We start from the raw sequence: 18,643 nt of genomic DNA, 5'->3' as shown, positions 1-18,643 counted from the left end.
TAACGAACGTCGCATATAGGAATGTTAAAAAAAACCGAATGAAAACGAAGACTAAACTTACCTTGGGAGTAGGACTTCTCTTTTTGTTGATCGTACTGCTTTCTGTCATTAGCATTTGGTACGTCAATGCATTAAAGAAGGACACAGAGAATATCTTAGTTGCCAATTATAAAACCTTGGCGTATTCGAGACAAATGTTGATCGCACTCGACGATATTCCCGAACGTGCAGGTTCATTGGATACCTTTCGATCAAATCTTGAAAAACAACTGGCTAATCTCACTGAACCGGGAGAAAGAGAAGCGACGAACAAACTAAAAGCGCATTTTAACGAGCTTATTCGCGACTCAGGAAAAACCGACGCCTATTATAAATTAATAAGACAAGATATAGGTGAGATCATGCGACTCAACATGAATGCCATCGCTCGCAAAAGCGATGCTGCTTCTCTAACCGCTGAAAATGCCAACATATGGATAGGTACTACCGGCGCCCTTTGTTTTATTATTGCTTTTACCTTGTTAATAAATTTACCTGGCAACATTGCCAATCCAATTCGGGAGCTCACCAATAGCATTAGAGAAATTACTGCCCATAACTACCATCAGCGGGTGCATTTTGAAAGCAATAACGAATTTGGGGAGCTGGCTCATTCCTTCAATATCATGGCAGAAAAGTTAGAAGAATACGCCGGGAGCAACCTGTCGCGACTTCTAATGGAAAAGAAGCGGATAGAAACGTTGATTAACAATATGCACGATCCGGTTATCGGTTTGGATGAAAATCAGGTAGTGATCTTTACAAACAATGAGGCCTTACAAATAGTAGGTTTTAAGAAAGAAGAAGTTATAGGAAAAAAAATAATCGAGCTTGCGTTGTATAACGACCTCTTACGTCTACTCGCAAAAGATTTAAACCTTCAAGAGACGAAGCCAACCAAAAAAGAACCCATCAAGATTTTTGCAGATGGCAAGGAGAGCTTCTTCGAAAAGGAACATATCCCAATAAATATCGTCCCTACGGGCGAAACTAGACCGCAGTTTATCGGCCATGTGATTATGCTTAAGAATATCACTCCGTTTAGAGAACTTGATTTGGCTAAAACTAATTTTATTGCAACAGTTTCCCATGAATTGAAGACGCCCATTTCATCAATCAAGATGAGTTTAGAACTGCTGAACAACAAACTTACCGGGTCATTAAATAACGAACAACTGCAGTTGGTAGCCGGAATTGCGGAAGATAGTAATCGGTTATTACGGATAACCGGTGAGCTCTTAAATATGTCGCAAGTGGAAACGGGAAATATACAATTGAACCTTCGGCAAAGCAAACCTGAAGAGATTCTTCATTATGCATTGTCAGCAGTACAAACTGCCGCCGATCATAAAATGATCCACTTCGATCTGCAAGTAGAAGATCCATTACCGAACGTGAAAGTAGATCCCGAAAAAACGGCGTGGGTCCTGACAAATTTTTTAAGCAATGCCATTCGTTACTCGCCCGAACAGGGCACCATTATTATTTCAATCCGTTTGGAGGCTAAGGTGTTACGCTTCAGTGTAAAGGATAATGGCAGAGGCATTGACGAGCGGTATACGCAACGCATTTTTGAGCGCTATTTTCAAATTCCCGGTAGTAATCGCTCGGGCTCGGGTTTAGGCTTAGCAATTAGCAAAGAGTTTATAGAAGCACAGGGAGGTGAAATCGGTGTTGAAAGTGCGCTTGGTATTGGCAGCACTTTTTATTTCAGTTTTCCGGTTTAGTGGCGTAACATTCGTTATATTGGCCTATCTAATCTGTTCATTTAATACTACTATGCAATGACAGGAAAGAGAATCGTTATCGTGGGTGCAAGTTCCGGCATTGGCAGCGTTTTAGCAACGCTTTTAGCGGCCAAGGGCAATGCTCTCGGTATTACCGGAAGACGTGGTGCATTGTTGTATGAATTAAAAAACAAGTATCCGGGCAATATTTATGTCTCTTCATTTGACATTCAAGAAACCCACACCTGCCCTGGGTATCTCGAAGAATTAGTGCAGCAGATGGGCGGCCTGGATCTGTTAGTTATAAGTGCAGGAAACGGAGAAGTGAATGAGGCGCTTGATTTTTCTGTGGAAAATGAAATGATAGCACTTAATGTGTGTGGCTTCACCTGTGTGGCCGATTGGGCTTTCAATTATTTCCTTCAACAAGGTTACGGGCATCTGGTCGCCATCACCTCCCTTGCAGGCTTACGAGGTAGCAGACAGGCCCCCGCTTATAGTGCTACTAAAGCTTACCAAATTCGGTACTTAGAAAGTCTTCGCCAAAAAGCTTTTCATTTGCAAAAAGAGATTATTGTTACTGATATTTGCCCGGGCTTTGTAGACACGCCTATGGCCAAATCGCCCGTTAAATTTTGGGTAGCCCCTGTCGAAAAAGCAGCGAAGCAGATCGTCCAAGCGATTGACAGAAGGAAGAACACGGCATACATAACCCGTCGATGGCAAATTATTGCATGGATATACCGTTATTTACCCGACTTTATACATAAGCGTTTGTAATTTTCTATATTAAGTAGACCCAATTAAAATTATTGTATTTGGTTTCAGACACTTAGTGGTTGCGCAGCAAATATCATTTGACAAATTGAAACTTAGGACTATATTTGCAGCGCATTCAAGTTGATACCAACATCGGGGTGTAGCGTAGCCCGGTATCGCGCCACATTTGGGATGTGGAGGTCGTAGGTTCGAATCCTGCCACCCCGACAGCTAAAAAGCTCTTGCGAAAGCAAGGGCTTTCGTTGTTTATAACGAACCGAGTTTACTCGGGTGAGTAAATAAACAACGAAAGCCCAAGCACGGAGTGCGAAGCTTTTTGGCTGTCATCCCCCCAACTCAGGATCACCGAGCGGAGCGAGGTAATCCTAAATCGGGCTTGCTCGAACACACTGTAAAACAACGAAAGCCCAAGCACGGAGTGCGAAGCTTTTTGGCTGTCATCCCCCCAACTCAGGATCACCGAGCGGAGCGAGGTAATCCTAAATCGGGCTTGCTCGAACACACTGTAAAACAACGAAAGCCCAAGCACGGAGTGCGAAGCTTTTTGGCTGTCATCTCCCCAACTCAGGATCACCGAGCGGAGCGAAGTCCTCTTTCAAAAGACCATGTCTCTACAAACACACCACGAACTTTTAAAATAATTTCTTTTTTTCCATTTTATTTTTACTTTTGCATAACTAGTATAGACTAGTACAGAATAGAATACGCTAACCTATACAATGATAAAAGTATAATACTGATGTAATGTACCTACAATGAACCTAATGTCGCAGTGGGCGTAAAGGACCCCTATTTACAAATTATAAAACCTGTTAAAAATCATGATTCTAACTTTAAAAAGATGGTATTGTGCTATAGCAAGCACAAAAGCAGCGTTCGCTTTCAGTTTGCTGCTTTTATTTGGAACTGCAACTTCGGCACAACAAATGACAATGACCGGAAGCATCTTGGACAGTTTAACCCGCGAAAGCCTACCGGGTGTTTCCATTAAGGTAAAAGGCAGTACAAATGGCACAGCATCAAACGCGAACGGGCAGTATTCCATCACTGTAGCTCCAGATGCTATTCTCGTAATTACGTATATTGGTTATCAACCTAAGGAATTACGTGTTTCAAATGCGGTTTCCGACATCTTACTTCAACCGCAAGGGTTTGAGCTGGAAGATGTCGTTGTTGTCGGAACCCGAATAAAGAAGAGCGATCTTACCGGAGCCATTGGATCGATTAGTGAAAAACAACTAAAGGAAATTCCAACAACCGATCTTACAACTGCCATGCAAGGAAAAGTGCCCGGTTTATATATTGCCCGTTCCAATGCCACACCGGGAGAAGATGTAACGATCAAAGTGCGCGGTACCAACTCAATCTCTTACGGTACCAATCCCGTTTATGTAATTGATGGTATTGTAGCGGAAGAAGGTATTCGAATGATCAATCCGGATGACATTGCGTCCATAGAAGTTTTAAAAGATGCCTCGTCTACCGCTTTATACGGATCAAAGGCATCAAATGGTGTCATTGTCATAACTACAAAAAGGGGGCAGCAAGGGGAAGGAAAAGTTAGTTACAGCGGTTTTGCTACCATAAGCAACTATCAGAATCGCATCAAATTATTGGATGCCCGTCAAATGTATGATCTACGTATAGATGCTTACGCAAATGCCTATATGGATGAAAATCCGAATGCTGATCGCCAAGCTTATATTGATAATTTCTTAACAAAAACAGATATAGCAGGCGCAATCTTTTCTCCGGAAGAATTATACAATGGCCAGAACAACATCACCAGTGATTGGCTCGATGCTATTACACGAACCGGCCTGGAACAGAACCACTCATTAAATTTTTCCGGTGGCGATAATAAATCGAACTACTTTTTGGGATTTTCATATTCGGATAATAAGGGTGTGCTTGATGTATCTCGTTACAAACGGATTAGTGGCCGTTTCAATTATGAGCGACAAATCAAGTCGTGGTTAAAGGTGGGTACCAATACGAGTATTTCGCGCGGAGATAAAAATCGCTTGGATGCAAACGCTTATTCCACCGCCTTAATGGCCAATCCTATGCAAACGATTGATACCGATCGGTTGTATATGGCTTTCCAAGGCGTATCACAGATGGGAAATTACAATCCTATATTAACGAAAGATTTGCTTAGTGAGGAAATACATAGCCGGATTTTAACAACCAATTTTTTAGAGGCCAAGCCCGTGGAAGGGCTCAATGTACGCACATCCTTATCCGCAGATATTTATAATAAACAAGATAACAGTTATATTCCGAGCAATATCGGTCAATCCATGCGCGACAATTACAATGGAAGGGGTTGGCAATGGCGTGGAGTTACGGAGTACTGGCAATGGGATAATTCGATCAGCTACGATAAGTCCTTTGGCAAGAACCGTCTTTTTGGGTTAATTAGCACAAGTATGTCAAAAACGCGAACCAATGCCATTGATATGACCGGTTATAACTACCCTACTGACATATTGGGTTATAAAGGTATGGGATTGGCCAGCGACCGCGAACGTAATACCATCAACTCCGATTATGTAACAAACACCCTGGCTTCCATTATCGCTCGGATCAATTACTCATATGATGGCAAATACTTGTTAACTGCAACAGTGCGCCGCGATGGAAGTTCGCGATTTGGAGATGGAAACAAATGGGGCACCTTTCCTTCCCTATCGCTCGGTTGGAATATGCGAGAAGAAAGCTTTCTAAAAAATGCAAGCTGGTTGGATCAATTGAAATTGCGAGCGGGTTTTGGCTTGCTGGGAAACCAAAATATACCAAACTACACTTATATGACCATCTACCAACCTGCTTATTCGAACGGCGTTGTAGGATTCACTCCGGAAGATAACCGATTCGGTAATCCAGCCTTAAGATGGGAAAAACAAAAACAATACAATGCAGGTTTCGACCTGAGCATTTTACACAATAGGCTATCCTTCACCGGTGATGTGTTTTATATGCGGAATACGGATCTGCTAATGCGTATGGCCCTTTGGCCGTCGTTCGGTTACGATTATCAAATTGCTAATGTAGGAGAGCTAGCTAACAAAGGTTTGGAATTCAGTTTTAATGCCTTAGTTATCAACTCCAAAGATTTTCAGTGGCGTATCTCAGGTAATATTGCACACGATAAAAATACCGTCAAAAAGTTGGTCAATGGTGTCAACGTATTATGGAACGGCGGTAACATTATGGCACGAGACGGTAATTTATTTGTTGGGCAGTCGCTTAACACCTTCTATACATTTAAGGCCGAAAAAATCGCTCAACAAATGGATATGGACCGCATTAACGGCATGACCTTTTATAACGGTTACATTGTACGGCCGGGAGATATTCTGCCAGCTGACCTAGACGGCGACGGAAAAATCACAGCCGAAAATGATATGGCAATCGTCGGCAAAGCAGATCCTAAATTTTATGGTGGCTTCAACACCAACATTGCTTATAAAAACCTGTCCCTCAACGCGGTATTCACCTATTCTTACGGGGCAAAAAAGTTTAATGGGCAATGGGATGCGTTAATGGACGGTTCCGCCAGCTTTACCCCTGCAAGTATCGATCAACTTAATCGTTGGACCCCTGAAAATACGGACACGGATGTCCCTAGAGCCTATCGCGGAAACAAATTTAATCGATTTGGATACGGCTCTACCGATTGGGCGATGTTAGATGCCTCTTTTATACGTTTAGCGGCATTGAACCTAACATATAATTTTCCCGGTAAATCAATAGGTCCTCTAAGCAATCTGAGTATTTATGCCTCTGGAAACAACCTCCTGCTCATCACCCCATACAAGGGGTACGATCCCGAAGCAGGTGAAGGCTATCCATTAACACGCAGTTTTACTTTGGGCGTTAATCTATCATTCTAATGCTTAGACCACTTAAATCTAAATACAACTCATTATGAAAAAGCACTTATTATATACCGGTATATTACTGGCAACGCTGTCTTTGCCTCTTACCTCTTGCAATAAATTTTTGGATGTAAAACCTGAATCCAAAATTCAGGATGATGCCATTTTTGATAATATTGAGAATTTAAACGGCTATATCCTGGGCCTTTACAAGGATTGGCGCGACTCGCACAAAAATCGGATCGAACTATATGCAGGCACTGATGAAGCCAACATGGGAGGCATACAATGGCGGGATAATAATTTTCGCAAAGGATTAGAAACTTACCTTGATGGTATGAACAGTACCAATGGTGGTATACTCGATGTATGGAAAAGTCGATTCCGCATTGTGGCCCGCGCGTCCAGTGCCATAATGGCCTTAAGCCCGAATGAAAGTAGTCAAGATAACGCTTTCAATCTTCGTTTAGGTGAAGCTTGTTTTTTACGAGCTGTCAATAATTTCGAGCTCGTACAGATGTTTGGTGCTATTCCCCTCACCGGAACAGATATGGGCGGAAAACGACAATCAATTGATTTAGTTTATAAGTCCATAGAAAGCGATTTACAAAAGGCCATTCAGTATTTGCCTGATCCGGCGGATCCTAATTATACCGATTTAAGAAGAGCTACACGTGCCATAGCACAAGCGATACTCGGCAAAGTTTACCTTTATGCGCCGGAATCCTCCGGTTTCAGAGACTATACAAAAGCCGCAGAACAATTTGAAAAAGTCTATAACAATCCCTACTTTGGTGGCACAGGAGCAATCAATTATAGTACGATTTATGATGCCCATCAGCAGAATTCGACCGATTATAAAAGAGAAATGGTGTATGCTTTCCAATTCAGTAATGTGAGCGGCGATATGAATAGCATACAATGGGATATGGGTTCAAGACCGGTAGCGAGTATGACGGCCGTAGAGGCAACCGCTTTATTTGCAGGCTTTGATGGAACCATGCCAAGTGAATACTGTTATAAGCTACGATCGGAAGGAGGTGTATGGGAAGAAGGCGATGTGAGACGAGCCGAGAGTATACGATATGATTTTACCTGGGATGGCAAAAAACCATCATTAACCGGCTATGTTTGGGGCGATGAGCTTGACCCCCATGTAAAAAAATATGAAGACACACGCACGGTAGAGCAAGGCCTCAGCTCCTACTATAGCGGCAAGAATGTTCCATTCGTTCGCTTTAGCGATGTTGCGTTATGTTATGCTGAGTGCTTATACAAGATAGGCAGACAAGGAGAAGCTATAGAACTAATCAATAACGTCGTCCGCAAAAGAGCTTTCGGAGGTAACCTTCCGACAGACAAAAGATGGGGCATGATGGGCGAAGAAGAGTTTATGAAAAACCTGATGGATGAGCGGATGCGCGAACTCTGTTTTGAAGGCTGGCGCAAATTCGATTTATTACGCACCGGATTGCTAAACCAATACGTACAAGAAAGAAATCGTTGGGTTTCGGGTATGTATAAAGGAAACAGAATCAGCGAACCGGTGACCATACCGGATTTTCGCCTTGTTTGGCCAATACCTTTAGATGAACTTCGACAAAATCCGGATTTATCAGAAAGCGATCAAAATTCAGGGTATTAATATAGCAAACAGACCATATGCAAATCATAAAGTATTTATATAGCTTCAGCTTCGCTGCTTTATCATTTTTTTTTACGACAACAAATGTGGTGGCTCAAACCACAGCAGATTACGTTGTCCCGTTTGGCGGAGAGAATGAACTGATTATTCATAGAAAATCGGGGTCATTCTCCATAAAATATAAGAGCACAGCTATTATAAACGAAGCCGGAATTTCCTTTCTAGCCAACCAGAAGAAATACACTAACACCGATTACAGTAACTACGAAATACAACAACGGCAAATAAAAGACGAATTGGGGAAAGGTATTCAGATTAAACTTACCGCAAAAGCACCGGGGCAACCAACGGTCAACCATTATTTCTACTGCTATCCAAACCGGGAATTTATTTTGACGCAATTGGAAATAATGGATCAACAATTATTGACTTCCAACCAGCTCATACCCTTATATAGCGAGCATGCACAGCTCCTACACGGTGAAGATGTTAGAACGCTATTCGTACCTTTTGATAACGATACATTTATCTCTTACGACGCAAAACCTATTAGCTTGAATGCACAAACAAGTGCAGAAATAGGCGTTGTGTTTGACAATCAATCTCGTCACGGATTGGTTGTTGGATCCTTAAACCATATGAACTGGAAAACCGGCGTGAAAACTGCCGGTCAAAAAGCCTCTATTCATGAACTCGAAATATGTGCTGGTTACAGCGACGTAAAGGTGACCAGAGATTCCATGGCACACGGAGCAATCAGTGGCAAAACGATACAATCGCCGAAAATTTTCGTTGGTTATTTTTCGGATTGGCGAGATGGCCTGGAAACTTACGCAAAAGCAGGTCGATCGGTTGAAGCGCCCTATATTAAACCGTGGGCCAAAGCTACACCCGTTGGTTGGAATAGCTGGGGCGTTATCAAGGAACATCTCAGCTACGAACAGGCGACCCGTGTAGTTGATTTTTTTGACAAAAAAATTCCATTCTTTAGAAATAATGATCAAACCGCCTTTATCGATCTCGACTCTTTTTGGGATAATATGGTGGAGGGTGGATTCTCCGGTGATTTTTCCCAATTAAAGGAATTCGTTGCTTATTGCAAAAAAAGAGCGCTGGAGCCCGGGGTTTATTGGGCCCCATTCACCGACTGGGGCTTTGGAGGAGATTCTAACAGGGTAGCGGAGGGGGGTAACTATAAATTTTCAGACATGTGGACGAAAACCACTAAAGGTTACCACGACCTCGATGGCGGCAGAGCACTTGATCCCACCCATCCCGGCACACAAGCCCGAATCGCTTATGTTATTAACAAACTTAAGGAGTGCGGATTTAAGATGATAAAAATCGACTTCCTCGCACATGCCGCAGCTGAGTCCAGTGGTTTTTTCGATAGCACAATAAGCACCGGTATGCAGGCATATCGAGTTGGAATGGAATGTCTATCAGACCATCTAGCTAACAGCATGTTGGTATATGCAGCCATCTCCCCTTCTTTAGCAACAGCGCGCTATGCGCATATGAGACGCATAGCCTGCGATGCTTGGAAAAGTATTAAAGATACGGAATACACGTTAAACAGCGTCAATTATGGCTGGTGGCAGACTTATCAATACGATTATATCGATGCAGATCATTTGGTTTTCGAACAGGAGAGCGAAGGGGCTAATCGTGCACGCCTAATCGCTGGTTTGATTACAGGTTCGATTATTTTAGGTGATGATTATTCAAAGCCTGCGCATTGGCAACAACGGATCATAAAATGGCTCCAAAGTGCTGAAATTAAATCAATCATACAATCCGGGAAAGCCTTTCGTCCGGTAGAAGGGAACACGGGGACAAAAACCAATCCCCTATTTATCCGCTCTGATCAGGCCGGTACCTACCTTGCCGTATTTAACTTCGACACCGAGGCTACAACTATTCATCTCGACACGGAGCGGGTTGGTTTAAACCCCAATAAGACCTACGTATTTAAAGAGGTATTAAGTGGCCAAGAAATGAAACTAAACAAGCAGATGGACATCGCATTTGAAAAAGAAGGTGCTTATCTTTACAAAATCAGTGCTAAGTAAATATTAAATGATACAAAATATGCCTTCCAATCGGTCACCTATTTTTGAAAAAATACATTCATTAGAAAAAATACAATCGCTTTCGAAGCATGAAAAGCTCATTCAAGGTGTTTTGGATGCTATTGATGACGAATGTCTATATGCAAACGATCCATTACCTTCTGTTAATACAATGGTAAAAGAACTGGGCTACGCGCGTGAGACAATTGTGAAAGCTTATAAAGAACTGATTGAGCGAGGTGTCATTGCCTCGAAGAACCGGAAGGGTTATTTTGTAATCAGTAAAAACACCAAACAAAAGCAGAAGATCGCCTTATTGATGTACGCTTTTGACACCTTTCAAGAAACTTTATATCAACATTTAAAGATCAACCTGGGCGATGATGCCCAAGTTGATCTTTATTTTCACCATAACAATCCGGATGTGTTTGAAGCGATTTTTCATCGCATTGTTGGGCATTACGGCTTATACATCATTGCCCCTATTCCGTCTGAACGGATTAAAGAGCTTTTGTTGAGTATTCCTCCCTTTAAATTGCTGATCATCGACCGCCTTATTTCGCTGGGAAAAGACTATTCTTATATCGTACAAGAGTTTCAACACACCTCTTATCGCATATTTAAACAACTGGAAAGCAAGTTATCGACTTATAAGGAGGTTATTTTCTTCTTTAGAAAGGACACCGCCGAACCGCAGGATATTTTGAAGTCTTTTAAAAAATTCTTAAAGGAGACCGGAATCAAGGGTAAAGTCGAAACCAGTTATAAACCGGGCACGATACAGAAAAATAAAGTATATTTTACGATCCATAATCCTGAACTGTACGCGATCCTCAAAGACGTAATGGACAAGAAATGGGAACTGGGGAAAGACCTGGGGGTGTTGGCACATAATGACGATGTGATTAAGGAGATCTTGGCGGGAGGTATCACAACATTTTCAACGGATTTTAAGAAAATGGGCGAACTTGCTGCTACTTATGCTAAAGATCGTGAACAGATTCAACTTGTTATTGAAACGGAATTATATCAAAGAAAGTCATTGTAAATAATGGAGGCCTTTGTCAGCTTTGGACTATGCACCTTATTGATTGCTTTTATTTCATGGTATAAAACGAAATCAACTAATTTACGGACTGTAAAAGGACTCTTACTTGCAGGAAAAAACAATGGTTATTTGATCGTTGCAAGTTCATTGATTCTCACCAATCTTAGCGCGAATCAATTTATCGGCGAGAATGAGTCGGTATACCTAAATAACCTATCTGTTATGGCATGGGGTATTACCTCTGTAGTTGCCATGCTCCTGGTATCTGAGTACTTTCTTCCCATCTATTTTAAAGGAGGAATGATTACGACGCCGGATTTTCTAGCAAAGCGTTATGACGAGGATACAAAGCGACTTGTTTCCATTATCTTTCTTTTGAGCTATACGGTAAATTTGCTACCACCGGTATTATATGGTGGTGCGGTGGCATTAACAGGGATGTTTCATCTCCCAAGCTTATGGGGAATCAGTTATTGGCAATCTATATGGCTTTTGGTATGGCTTTTGGGTTTAATAGGAAGTGCTTACACTATTTTAGGAGGATTACGAGCCATCACCATATCGGACACGCTTTTAGGCATAGGCTTGTTGTTGCTTGCTATTGTACTACCTTTCTATGGACTTCGTTATTTAGGCAAGGGCGACCTCGCACTTGGTTTAACGCTTCTTTTAAGCAAACACACGAGCCATTTAAATGCTATCGGCACGACTCAAGATGCCGTTCCTTTCAGCACAATCTTTACAGGAATGTTATTGGTCAATCTTTATTATTGGGGAATCGAGCAATACATTGTCCAACAAACCTTTGCTGCTAAAAATTTAAAAGAAGCTCAAAAAGGAATGGCACTCGCTGCATTGAGCAAATTATTTATGCCTCTTTTAATTAATCTGCCTGGCTTAATAGCCGTGCATTTATATGCAGGCGTTGAAAATACCGCATCAATTTTCCCCCAGGTAGCAGCAGATACGCTTCCTAATACACTATTGGGCATTACGACAGCACTTGTTTTCGGTGCAGCGATAACTACCTATAATGCAGGATTACATGGAAGCAGCACGCTTTTTGTTATGAATCTTTATTTACCCTATTTAGAAAAAAAACATAAAACACCAACAGAAACTCAATTAGTAAGAACTGCCAAACGTTTTGAATTGCTATTATCGATGATCGCGATGATAGCCGCTCCCTTTATTCTCTTTGTTGACAGCGGATTCTATACCTATTTACAGCGAGTAGCGGGACTTTTCAGCATGCCTATTTTCACCATTATTGTTGTTGGCTTTATAAACCAAAAGGTCCCACCCATCGCTGCAAAAATCGGCTTGCTCTTTTTTATGGTTGCTTACTTTATATGCGAATATATCCTCGTATTGACGATACATTACCTACACATTCTAGCCATCCTCTTCTTACTTACAGTCTTCATCATGATCGCTATCAGCTTCTGTTATCCATCAAAAAACACGAAAGCGATTTCAATCAACCTCTCCCATAGCCTCGTCGTTCCATGGAAAAACCGGCACATTGTAAACGTTGTCTTACTCATCCTGATGGTATTGATTTATATCATCTTTTCTCCTTTCGTACTGGCATCCTGATTCCAATGATTAAGCCATCAATTTAATCAACTGAATTGGGGTTACATAGTTGATGCTGAAGAGACAGGTATTGCTTCGGAGTCAATTGCGTGAAGTGTTTAAAATCGCGTATTAACTGGCTCTGATCGTAGTAAGAACAGTGTTCTATCAGTTCAAACCAGTTAATTTTTCCCTTCCTTTTTAGTTGTTGTTCCAGCCATTGAATCGCTTTAAGAAAACGATAATAACGATTCAACTCTTTGGCGCTATAGCCTAAGATTTTCTTATGTTTTAACTGCAAGTTCCGCTCAGTTTGCCTGGTTTCGCTAGCTATCTCTTGAATAGGATTGAGCCAGGTATGTGTTTCGTGAAAAGTCAACATGTGGGCAACATCCTGGTCATTCATACGAAGATAGGGTTCACAAAACGCCAGTAAGTACCGGATCCGCTCCTCATTGGATTTTGCCTGGAGTTTCAACGTCAGTTCCGCGAAGCAACTATCCGTTAATAAATCATCCGGATGCATAAAAAAATCATCGATTAGTGCTCTTCCAAAAAAACGATAAAACGCATCGCCTTTGAAATTTATGACCAATAGTTCAGTGCCCGGAGCCAAGGTATAATCAAAGGCTCTTTTTATAGGGCCTAAGACAAGACAAGTATTTATAAAGCGTGCAACGGCTTCACCCACCGATAACGATACTTCTCCGCCAAAACAAAAGACAAGCACTGTCTGATAATTGGGTAACAGTGTTTTTGTAAGGGATTCGCTGCCTATGTTAGCGGCATAGTAAAAATGGCTAAAAACAGGTTGGAATTTTTCCGACACTTCTATCCGCTCACTGATATAATCAAGTCTTTCAGTCATTTAAGAAATGATCAATTAAAAAATTGGAACAACAAATACGAGTAAATATGCGTATTTTTCTAGCATATAATAAACAATATATGAAAGTATTTACTACAATTGGCTTGCTTGTGCTTTCAAACGCCTTTATGAATGTTGCCTGGTATGGTCATCTAAAATTTTTCGCCAAGTCGGAAGGCAACACGGCATGGTGGCTTATCATTTTAGTCAGCTGGGGTTTAGCATTTTTCGAGTACTGCTTTCAAGTACCGGCTAATCGGATCGGCTTTGAACAAAATGGAGGTCCGTTCTCTTTGGTACAACTAAAAGTATTACAAGAGGTGATCACCTTGGTCATATTCATGTTATTCTCCGTTATTGCATTCAAGAATATCCATTTTACCAGCAATCATTTTATCGGTTTTGTATTTCTTGTACTAGCCGTTTACTTTATTTTCAAAAAGTAATAATTTATGCTTAGTTTTAAATGCCATTAGAACCCTGAATTATATTCAGACTCTTATCACATTTTATTTTTTGGAATAAATGATGAACGTACTATCCAGACGATCCTTTACTAAAGGTCGTTTTGGACATATTTGCGGGGAGGAAGGCGGCGGCATCCATGCACTATCCAAACATCTATTTGCTGCAATCGGTGCCGGCAGCAGACCTTACGAATTGGAAAAATCTTGGAATATGGTTATCCCACTAAAACAAGCATAAGGCCTGTTAGATCTTGTATTGTTCAATCTTTCTGTATAATGTCGCAATGCCAATATCGAGTAAACGAGCAGCTTCCGCTTTATTTCCGTGTGTAAAAGCCAATACTTTTTGAATATGCAGCTTCTCCATGCTTTCAAGCGAAAAATTCGAAGATACCGTTGTATGCTGCAATTCGGGATGACGAACTTCGTACGGTAAGCTATCAACATTCAATACCCCGCTTTCATCCAGGATGACGCTGCGTTCGATAACATTTTTTAGTTCCCGAATATTTCCTTTCCATGGATAATGTTCCAAAGCCTGCAGGTAAGTGTGGCTTAATTTGACGATTCGTTTATTCGTTTTCAGGGCAAAAACTTCAGCAAAATTATTGGCAAGCAAAGCAATATCCTGCTTCCTTTCTCTGAGTGGCGGTAAAAAAATAGTAAATACCGAAAGTCGATAATAAAGATCACTTCTGAAAGTCCCTTTTTCAATCTCGTCTTCCAACTGTCTATTCGTAGCGGCAACAATACGGACGTCTACTTTTGTCGGCTCTGTTTCTCCAATTTTTAAAAATTCTCCCATTTCTAAAACTCTTAACAATTTAGCCTGTAAGTCAACAGCCATCTCTCCTATTTCATCTAAAAATAACGTCCCGCCGTTTGCTTCCTCAAATAATCCCTTTTTATCTTTCAATGCACCTGTAAACGAACCCGCTTTATGACCAAAAAGTTCGCTTTCTAACAATTCTCTTCCAAAAGCAGCGCAGTTTAGAGCCACGAAGTTTCTCTTATTTCGATTACTGGCTTGATGGATTGCTTGTGCAAACACTTCCTTGCCTGTTCCTGTCTCGCCTAATAGCAAAACAGTTGTATCTCCCTGAGCTACTTTTTTACCCCAATTAATAGCATCTATAATGGCAGGCGATCTCCCAATAATACTATCAAAATTATATTTCTTTGCGACCTGCTTTTCCAGCTGCTGTACTCTTTTTGCAAGCTGAGCTTTTTCAAATGCACGATGTAACAGGGGTATAATCTTATTGTTATCATCTCCCTTAGTGATATAATCAAATGCACCATTTTTTATAGATTGTACACCGTCCGCAATATTCCCATAGGCTGTTAATAAAATAATTTCAGCAAAGGGCTGCTTTTCTTTGATACTTTCTATAAACTCCACCCCATTACCATCCGGCAATTTGACATCGCAAATCACTACATCAAACTCTTCACTTATGAGTTTTTTTCGAGCGCTTTTTAAACTATCTGCTTGTACAACTTCAAAACCTTCCAACGCAATAATGCGAGCCGTAAGCTGGCGGAGCTTTTCCTCGTCGTCAATTAATAATACATGCTTCACTTTCGAACAATTTAATTCGATACGGACAAATGGGATTGTCAGTTATCCTATCGAACAAACTTAGAGAAAATTGGACCATTCCCCAACATCCATAAGAATATTCGATTAAAATAGTAGTCCGCTGCTTTATCGGCACATGTAATGCGATCGTCGGGAAATCTATTCGGGATTGAGAGAAATCATTTTTATATACGATTGACAAGACATTAACGGGCATTGTCAGCATAAAAATGTTCACTTATTATACAAAAATCGTGAAAAAAAAAGAGAACGCAACGCAATTGTTCCCATAAACCTAGCGTCTTGTAAAAAGAAGAACGCGAATCTCGATCCAATTCATTAACACACTTGCGGTGAGGCAACTATGTATCTTTATTGTAAAGATGTGCGAAGTAAATATTAAGACACATTATGTAACTTGTGAACAACTTAGCCTACAGAACTAAAACATATGTGTAACAATTTACAAACTTTAAGCATTCTTCTGAATATCGAGATCCAAAACAACAATATTGGCAACGTTCCTTACATTCCTTTGGGCGATCGCTACATCGTTACAGAAGACTACCTAACAAAAGAACTGGAGTTGAATGACCTTCACCTTTATCAATGGACAGTAAAATCGCTGAGTGAAATACTGAATTTCGCTGCTCGATTATGAATAAAACCCAACCTCTTTCTTTTCTCTGTTTTTTGAAGCAAACAAAAGCTAAAAATGTCTTATTTTCGACTAAATGCTCATGCATTTAGCTAATACACAGATCTTGGAACAACGACACACACAACAGAACGAATGAAAAGGGGAACATTTCTAAAACTGAGACAATTAGGACTCATCATTATTATATGGATGTTCATTGGCTTTATAATAGCTATATATGATCATTTAGTGTTGCATACCCAAGTATCGCTAGGTACGACGGCCAATTATTCCTTCTTTATTTCCGTACTTAGGAATATAGGAGCGGGTCTCATTGGTGCGCTATTGGGTGGCAGTATACTCGTTTTTTACATCAACGAAAAGTTCAGAGATAAACCTTATGGTTATACCATTTTAATTGTGATTATATGTTTTGTGCTTATCGTCGGTATCATTACACTTGTTATGGGTCTAACAATCGTACCCTATCAATTGAAAAGGCCACTATCCGATCCCGCCACGCGACAGGCGGTTGTTTCGTTCATGACAGATAGTTATCCACTAAAGAATGGCTTGGTTTGGGCCTTCATTGTCGCGCTCACCCAGTTTCTTCTACAGGTGAGCAGTAAATTCGGACATGAAACATTTCTCCATATTTTGACAGGCAAATACAATACGCCCAAGGCTGAAAAGCGCATTTTTATGTTTCTGGATTTAAATGCATCCACCACCATAGCAGAGCGGTTAGGTAACGAACGGTACCATTCGCTTCTTAAAGATTTTTTTGCTGATATTACCAACCCAATTCTTGAAAACAAGGGAAATATCTATCAATATGTTGGAGATGAAGTAGTAGTAGCATGGAGCTACAAGGATGGCTTGGAAAAGTCTCACTGCCTTCGTTGCTTTTTCGATATAAAGATGACTATTGAAGATAAGAAAGACAGGTACGAACAATTGTATGGTTTGGTGCCAACCTTTAAAGCGGGTATTCATTCGGGTAATGTCATCGCGGGTGAAATAGGTGTTGTTAAAAGAGATATCACCTACTCAGGTGACGTGTTGAACACGACTTCTCGTATATTGGGGAAGTGCGGAGAATTTAAGGAAGAAGTAATCATCAGTGCCGATTTACTATCTCTGTTGAATAGCGCCAAGGAATACAGCAGCAAACTGTTGGGTAGCATACGATTACGGGGAAAAGAACGAGAAGTAGCTATTCTCGCACTTTTACCCAACTCGATCGATTCAGCTGGCAGCTAATTCATTTTCCAGTTCGAGTAAAGCTCTTTTTCGCCAGATGCCACCTCCATAGCCCGTTAGCTGTCCATCTGATCCGATCACCCGATGGCAGGGAATCAAGATGGATACCCTATTCATACCATTTGCGTTTGCAACAGCTCTAATAGAAGCTTCCTTTTCCATCATTTTCGCCTGCTCCTTATAAGAGATGGTTTGACCATAGGGTATACGTTGAAGGGTGTTCCAAACTAGATTTTGGAAATTTGTGCCTGGTGTAAAAAGCGGGACCGTAAACTGTTTTCGCTGGCCGGCAAAATATTCGGCCAATTCAATTTCCAACTGTCTGATATGCAAGTTATCACCTTGCATGATAGTTGCATTTAGCCTTTTAGAAAGTGCTTTAAATTCCGTTTCAAGCATCTTTCTATCCGTAAACTCCAACAAGCAAATTCCCTCCGTAACAGCACAGGCAACCATGGTTCCGAGTGGTGTTTCCAGACGTTTCAAATCAATTACTCGTTGCTCCTTTGATTGCTTGGGAGATACCCCGAAAATTGATTTAAATGAATCTCCAAACCCGCTCAACGATTCGTATCCCACATCAAAGGCCGTTGCTGTAATAGATTCACCTCTTTGAATACGCTTGAAAGCATGGTTGATGCGAAACATTCTTTGATATGCCTGAAAAGTCATACCATGGTTTTTTAAAAACCAGCGTCTCATCGTACTGGGTTCAACACCCATTTGCAACAAATCACTGTCTCTGAATTTCCTAGTGGGATTTTCAGCAAGTTGATTCAGGATATTCCTTATGCCATCAGGTGTCATATTATATTTTTCTAAGGGATGACACACTTTGCAAGGCCGATACCCCTTCATTATGGCCTCTTTTGCGGTTTTAAAAAATTCAACGTTTTCTTTCTTTGGTTTCCGTGCAGTACAAGTGGGGCGACAAAAAATACCGGTCGTCTTTACGGCCGTGAAAAAGATCCCTTCAAAAGAGGAATCTTTGTTTACGGCAGCTTCATACATTAGATCTATTGTTAATTGCATAATACTGTATTTAATAGA

At 41.0% G+C, this 18,643-nt stretch carries 14 protein-coding genes and 1 tRNA gene; 12 read left to right on the top strand and 3 right to left on the bottom strand.

Translation table 11 applies throughout. From position 1 onward, the window contains the following. Positions 1-38 precede the first annotated feature (38 nt). The 8 genes from M1D52_RS10340 to M1D52_RS10305 all read left to right on the top strand — a co-directional run bounded on the left by M1D52_RS10340 (position 39) and on the right by M1D52_RS10305 (position 12,794). The gene (locus tag M1D52_RS10340) at positions 39-1,766 is read left to right on the top strand and encodes an ATP-binding protein (RefSeq protein ID WP_437392508.1); all 1,728 of its coding nucleotides are present in this window, start codon (positions 39-41) and stop codon (positions 1,764-1,766) included. A gap of 57 nt (positions 1,767-1,823) precedes the next feature. Then, the gene (locus tag M1D52_RS10335) at positions 1,824-2,546 is read left to right on the top strand and encodes an SDR family NAD(P)-dependent oxidoreductase (RefSeq protein ID WP_437392507.1); all 723 of its coding nucleotides are present in this window, start codon (positions 1,824-1,826) and stop codon (positions 2,544-2,546) included. A 133-nt stretch (positions 2,547-2,679) separates the two neighbouring features. Then, positions 2,680-2,753 (top strand) — tRNA-Pro (locus tag M1D52_RS10330). A 614-nt stretch (positions 2,754-3,367) separates the two neighbouring features. Continuing rightward, on the top strand, positions 3,368-6,445 hold the full coding sequence (locus M1D52_RS10325; RefSeq protein ID WP_437392506.1) for a SusC/RagA family TonB-linked outer membrane protein: 3,078 nt from the start codon (positions 3,368-3,370) through the stop codon (positions 6,443-6,445). Positions 6,446-6,479: 34 nt separating this feature from the next. Next, positions 6,480-8,075, top strand: coding sequence for a RagB/SusD family nutrient uptake outer membrane protein (locus M1D52_RS10320; RefSeq protein ID WP_437392505.1), 1,596 nt, complete (start codon positions 6,480-6,482; stop codon positions 8,073-8,075). A 17-nt stretch (positions 8,076-8,092) separates the two neighbouring features. Continuing rightward, positions 8,093-10,147 carry an alpha-amylase family protein gene (locus tag M1D52_RS10315; protein WP_437392504.1) on the top strand — a complete coding sequence of 685 codons (2,055 nt, stop codon included), beginning with the start codon at positions 8,093-8,095 and terminating at the stop codon, positions 10,145-10,147. 7 nt (positions 10,148-10,154) lie between these two features. Beyond that, positions 10,155-11,195, top strand: a complete 1,041-nt coding sequence (locus M1D52_RS10310) for a GntR family transcriptional regulator (RefSeq protein WP_437392503.1) — start codon at positions 10,155-10,157, stop codon at positions 11,193-11,195. Between the two features lie 3 nt (positions 11,196-11,198). Continuing rightward, positions 11,199-12,794 (top strand): solute:sodium symporter family transporter, encoded by a 1,596-nt coding sequence (locus tag M1D52_RS10305; RefSeq protein WP_437392502.1) that lies wholly within the window; start codon positions 11,199-11,201, stop codon positions 12,792-12,794. 22 nt (positions 12,795-12,816) lie between these two features. On the opposite strand, the gene M1D52_RS10300 is transcribed toward M1D52_RS10305, so the two are convergent. Further along, positions 12,817-13,641, bottom strand: a complete 825-nt coding sequence (locus M1D52_RS10300) for a helix-turn-helix domain-containing protein (RefSeq protein WP_437392501.1) — start codon at positions 13,639-13,641, stop codon at positions 12,817-12,819. Positions 13,642-13,721: 80 nt separating this feature from the next. On the opposite strand from M1D52_RS10300, the gene M1D52_RS10295 reads away from it, so the two are divergent. Then, positions 13,722-14,087, top strand: coding sequence for a DMT family protein (locus M1D52_RS10295; protein ID WP_437392500.1), 366 nt, complete (start codon positions 13,722-13,724; stop codon positions 14,085-14,087). Between the two features lie 79 nt (positions 14,088-14,166). After that, entirely contained in the window at positions 14,167-14,346 is a 180-nt protein-coding gene (locus M1D52_RS10290) for a hypothetical protein (RefSeq protein WP_437392499.1), read from the top strand. Between the two features lie 6 nt (positions 14,347-14,352). Here the strand turns inward: M1D52_RS10290 and M1D52_RS10285 are convergent, their stop codons facing one another. Next, positions 14,353-15,690 (bottom strand): sigma-54-dependent transcriptional regulator, encoded by a 1,338-nt coding sequence (locus M1D52_RS10285; protein WP_130855362.1) that lies wholly within the window; start codon positions 15,688-15,690, stop codon positions 14,353-14,355. Between the two features lie 451 nt (positions 15,691-16,141). Between M1D52_RS10285 and M1D52_RS10280 the strand changes: the two genes are divergently transcribed. Beyond that, positions 16,142-16,351: a hypothetical protein gene (locus tag M1D52_RS10280; protein WP_013667506.1), complete on the top strand. Its 210-nt coding sequence runs from the start codon at positions 16,142-16,144 to the stop codon at positions 16,349-16,351. 132 nt (positions 16,352-16,483) lie between these two features. Beyond that, complete coding sequence (locus M1D52_RS10275; RefSeq protein ID WP_130855361.1) at positions 16,484-17,593, top strand: adenylate/guanylate cyclase domain-containing protein; 1,110 nt, start codon at positions 16,484-16,486, stop codon at positions 17,591-17,593. Here M1D52_RS10275 and M1D52_RS10270 read toward each other — a convergent pair. Next, on the bottom strand, positions 17,579-18,625 hold the full coding sequence (locus M1D52_RS10270; RefSeq protein ID WP_377610529.1) for a bifunctional transcriptional activator/DNA repair enzyme AdaA: 1,047 nt from the start codon (positions 18,623-18,625) through the stop codon (positions 17,579-17,581). The two genes, M1D52_RS10275 and M1D52_RS10270, sit on opposite strands and share 15 nt — an antisense overlap. Positions 18,626-18,643 lie beyond the last annotated feature (18 nt).

It is taken from the genome of Olivibacter sp. SA151 (assembly GCF_054130995.1).
The sequence above is the reverse complement of the archived record's forward strand: the minus strand, read 5'-3'. Positions and strand labels throughout refer to the sequence as shown.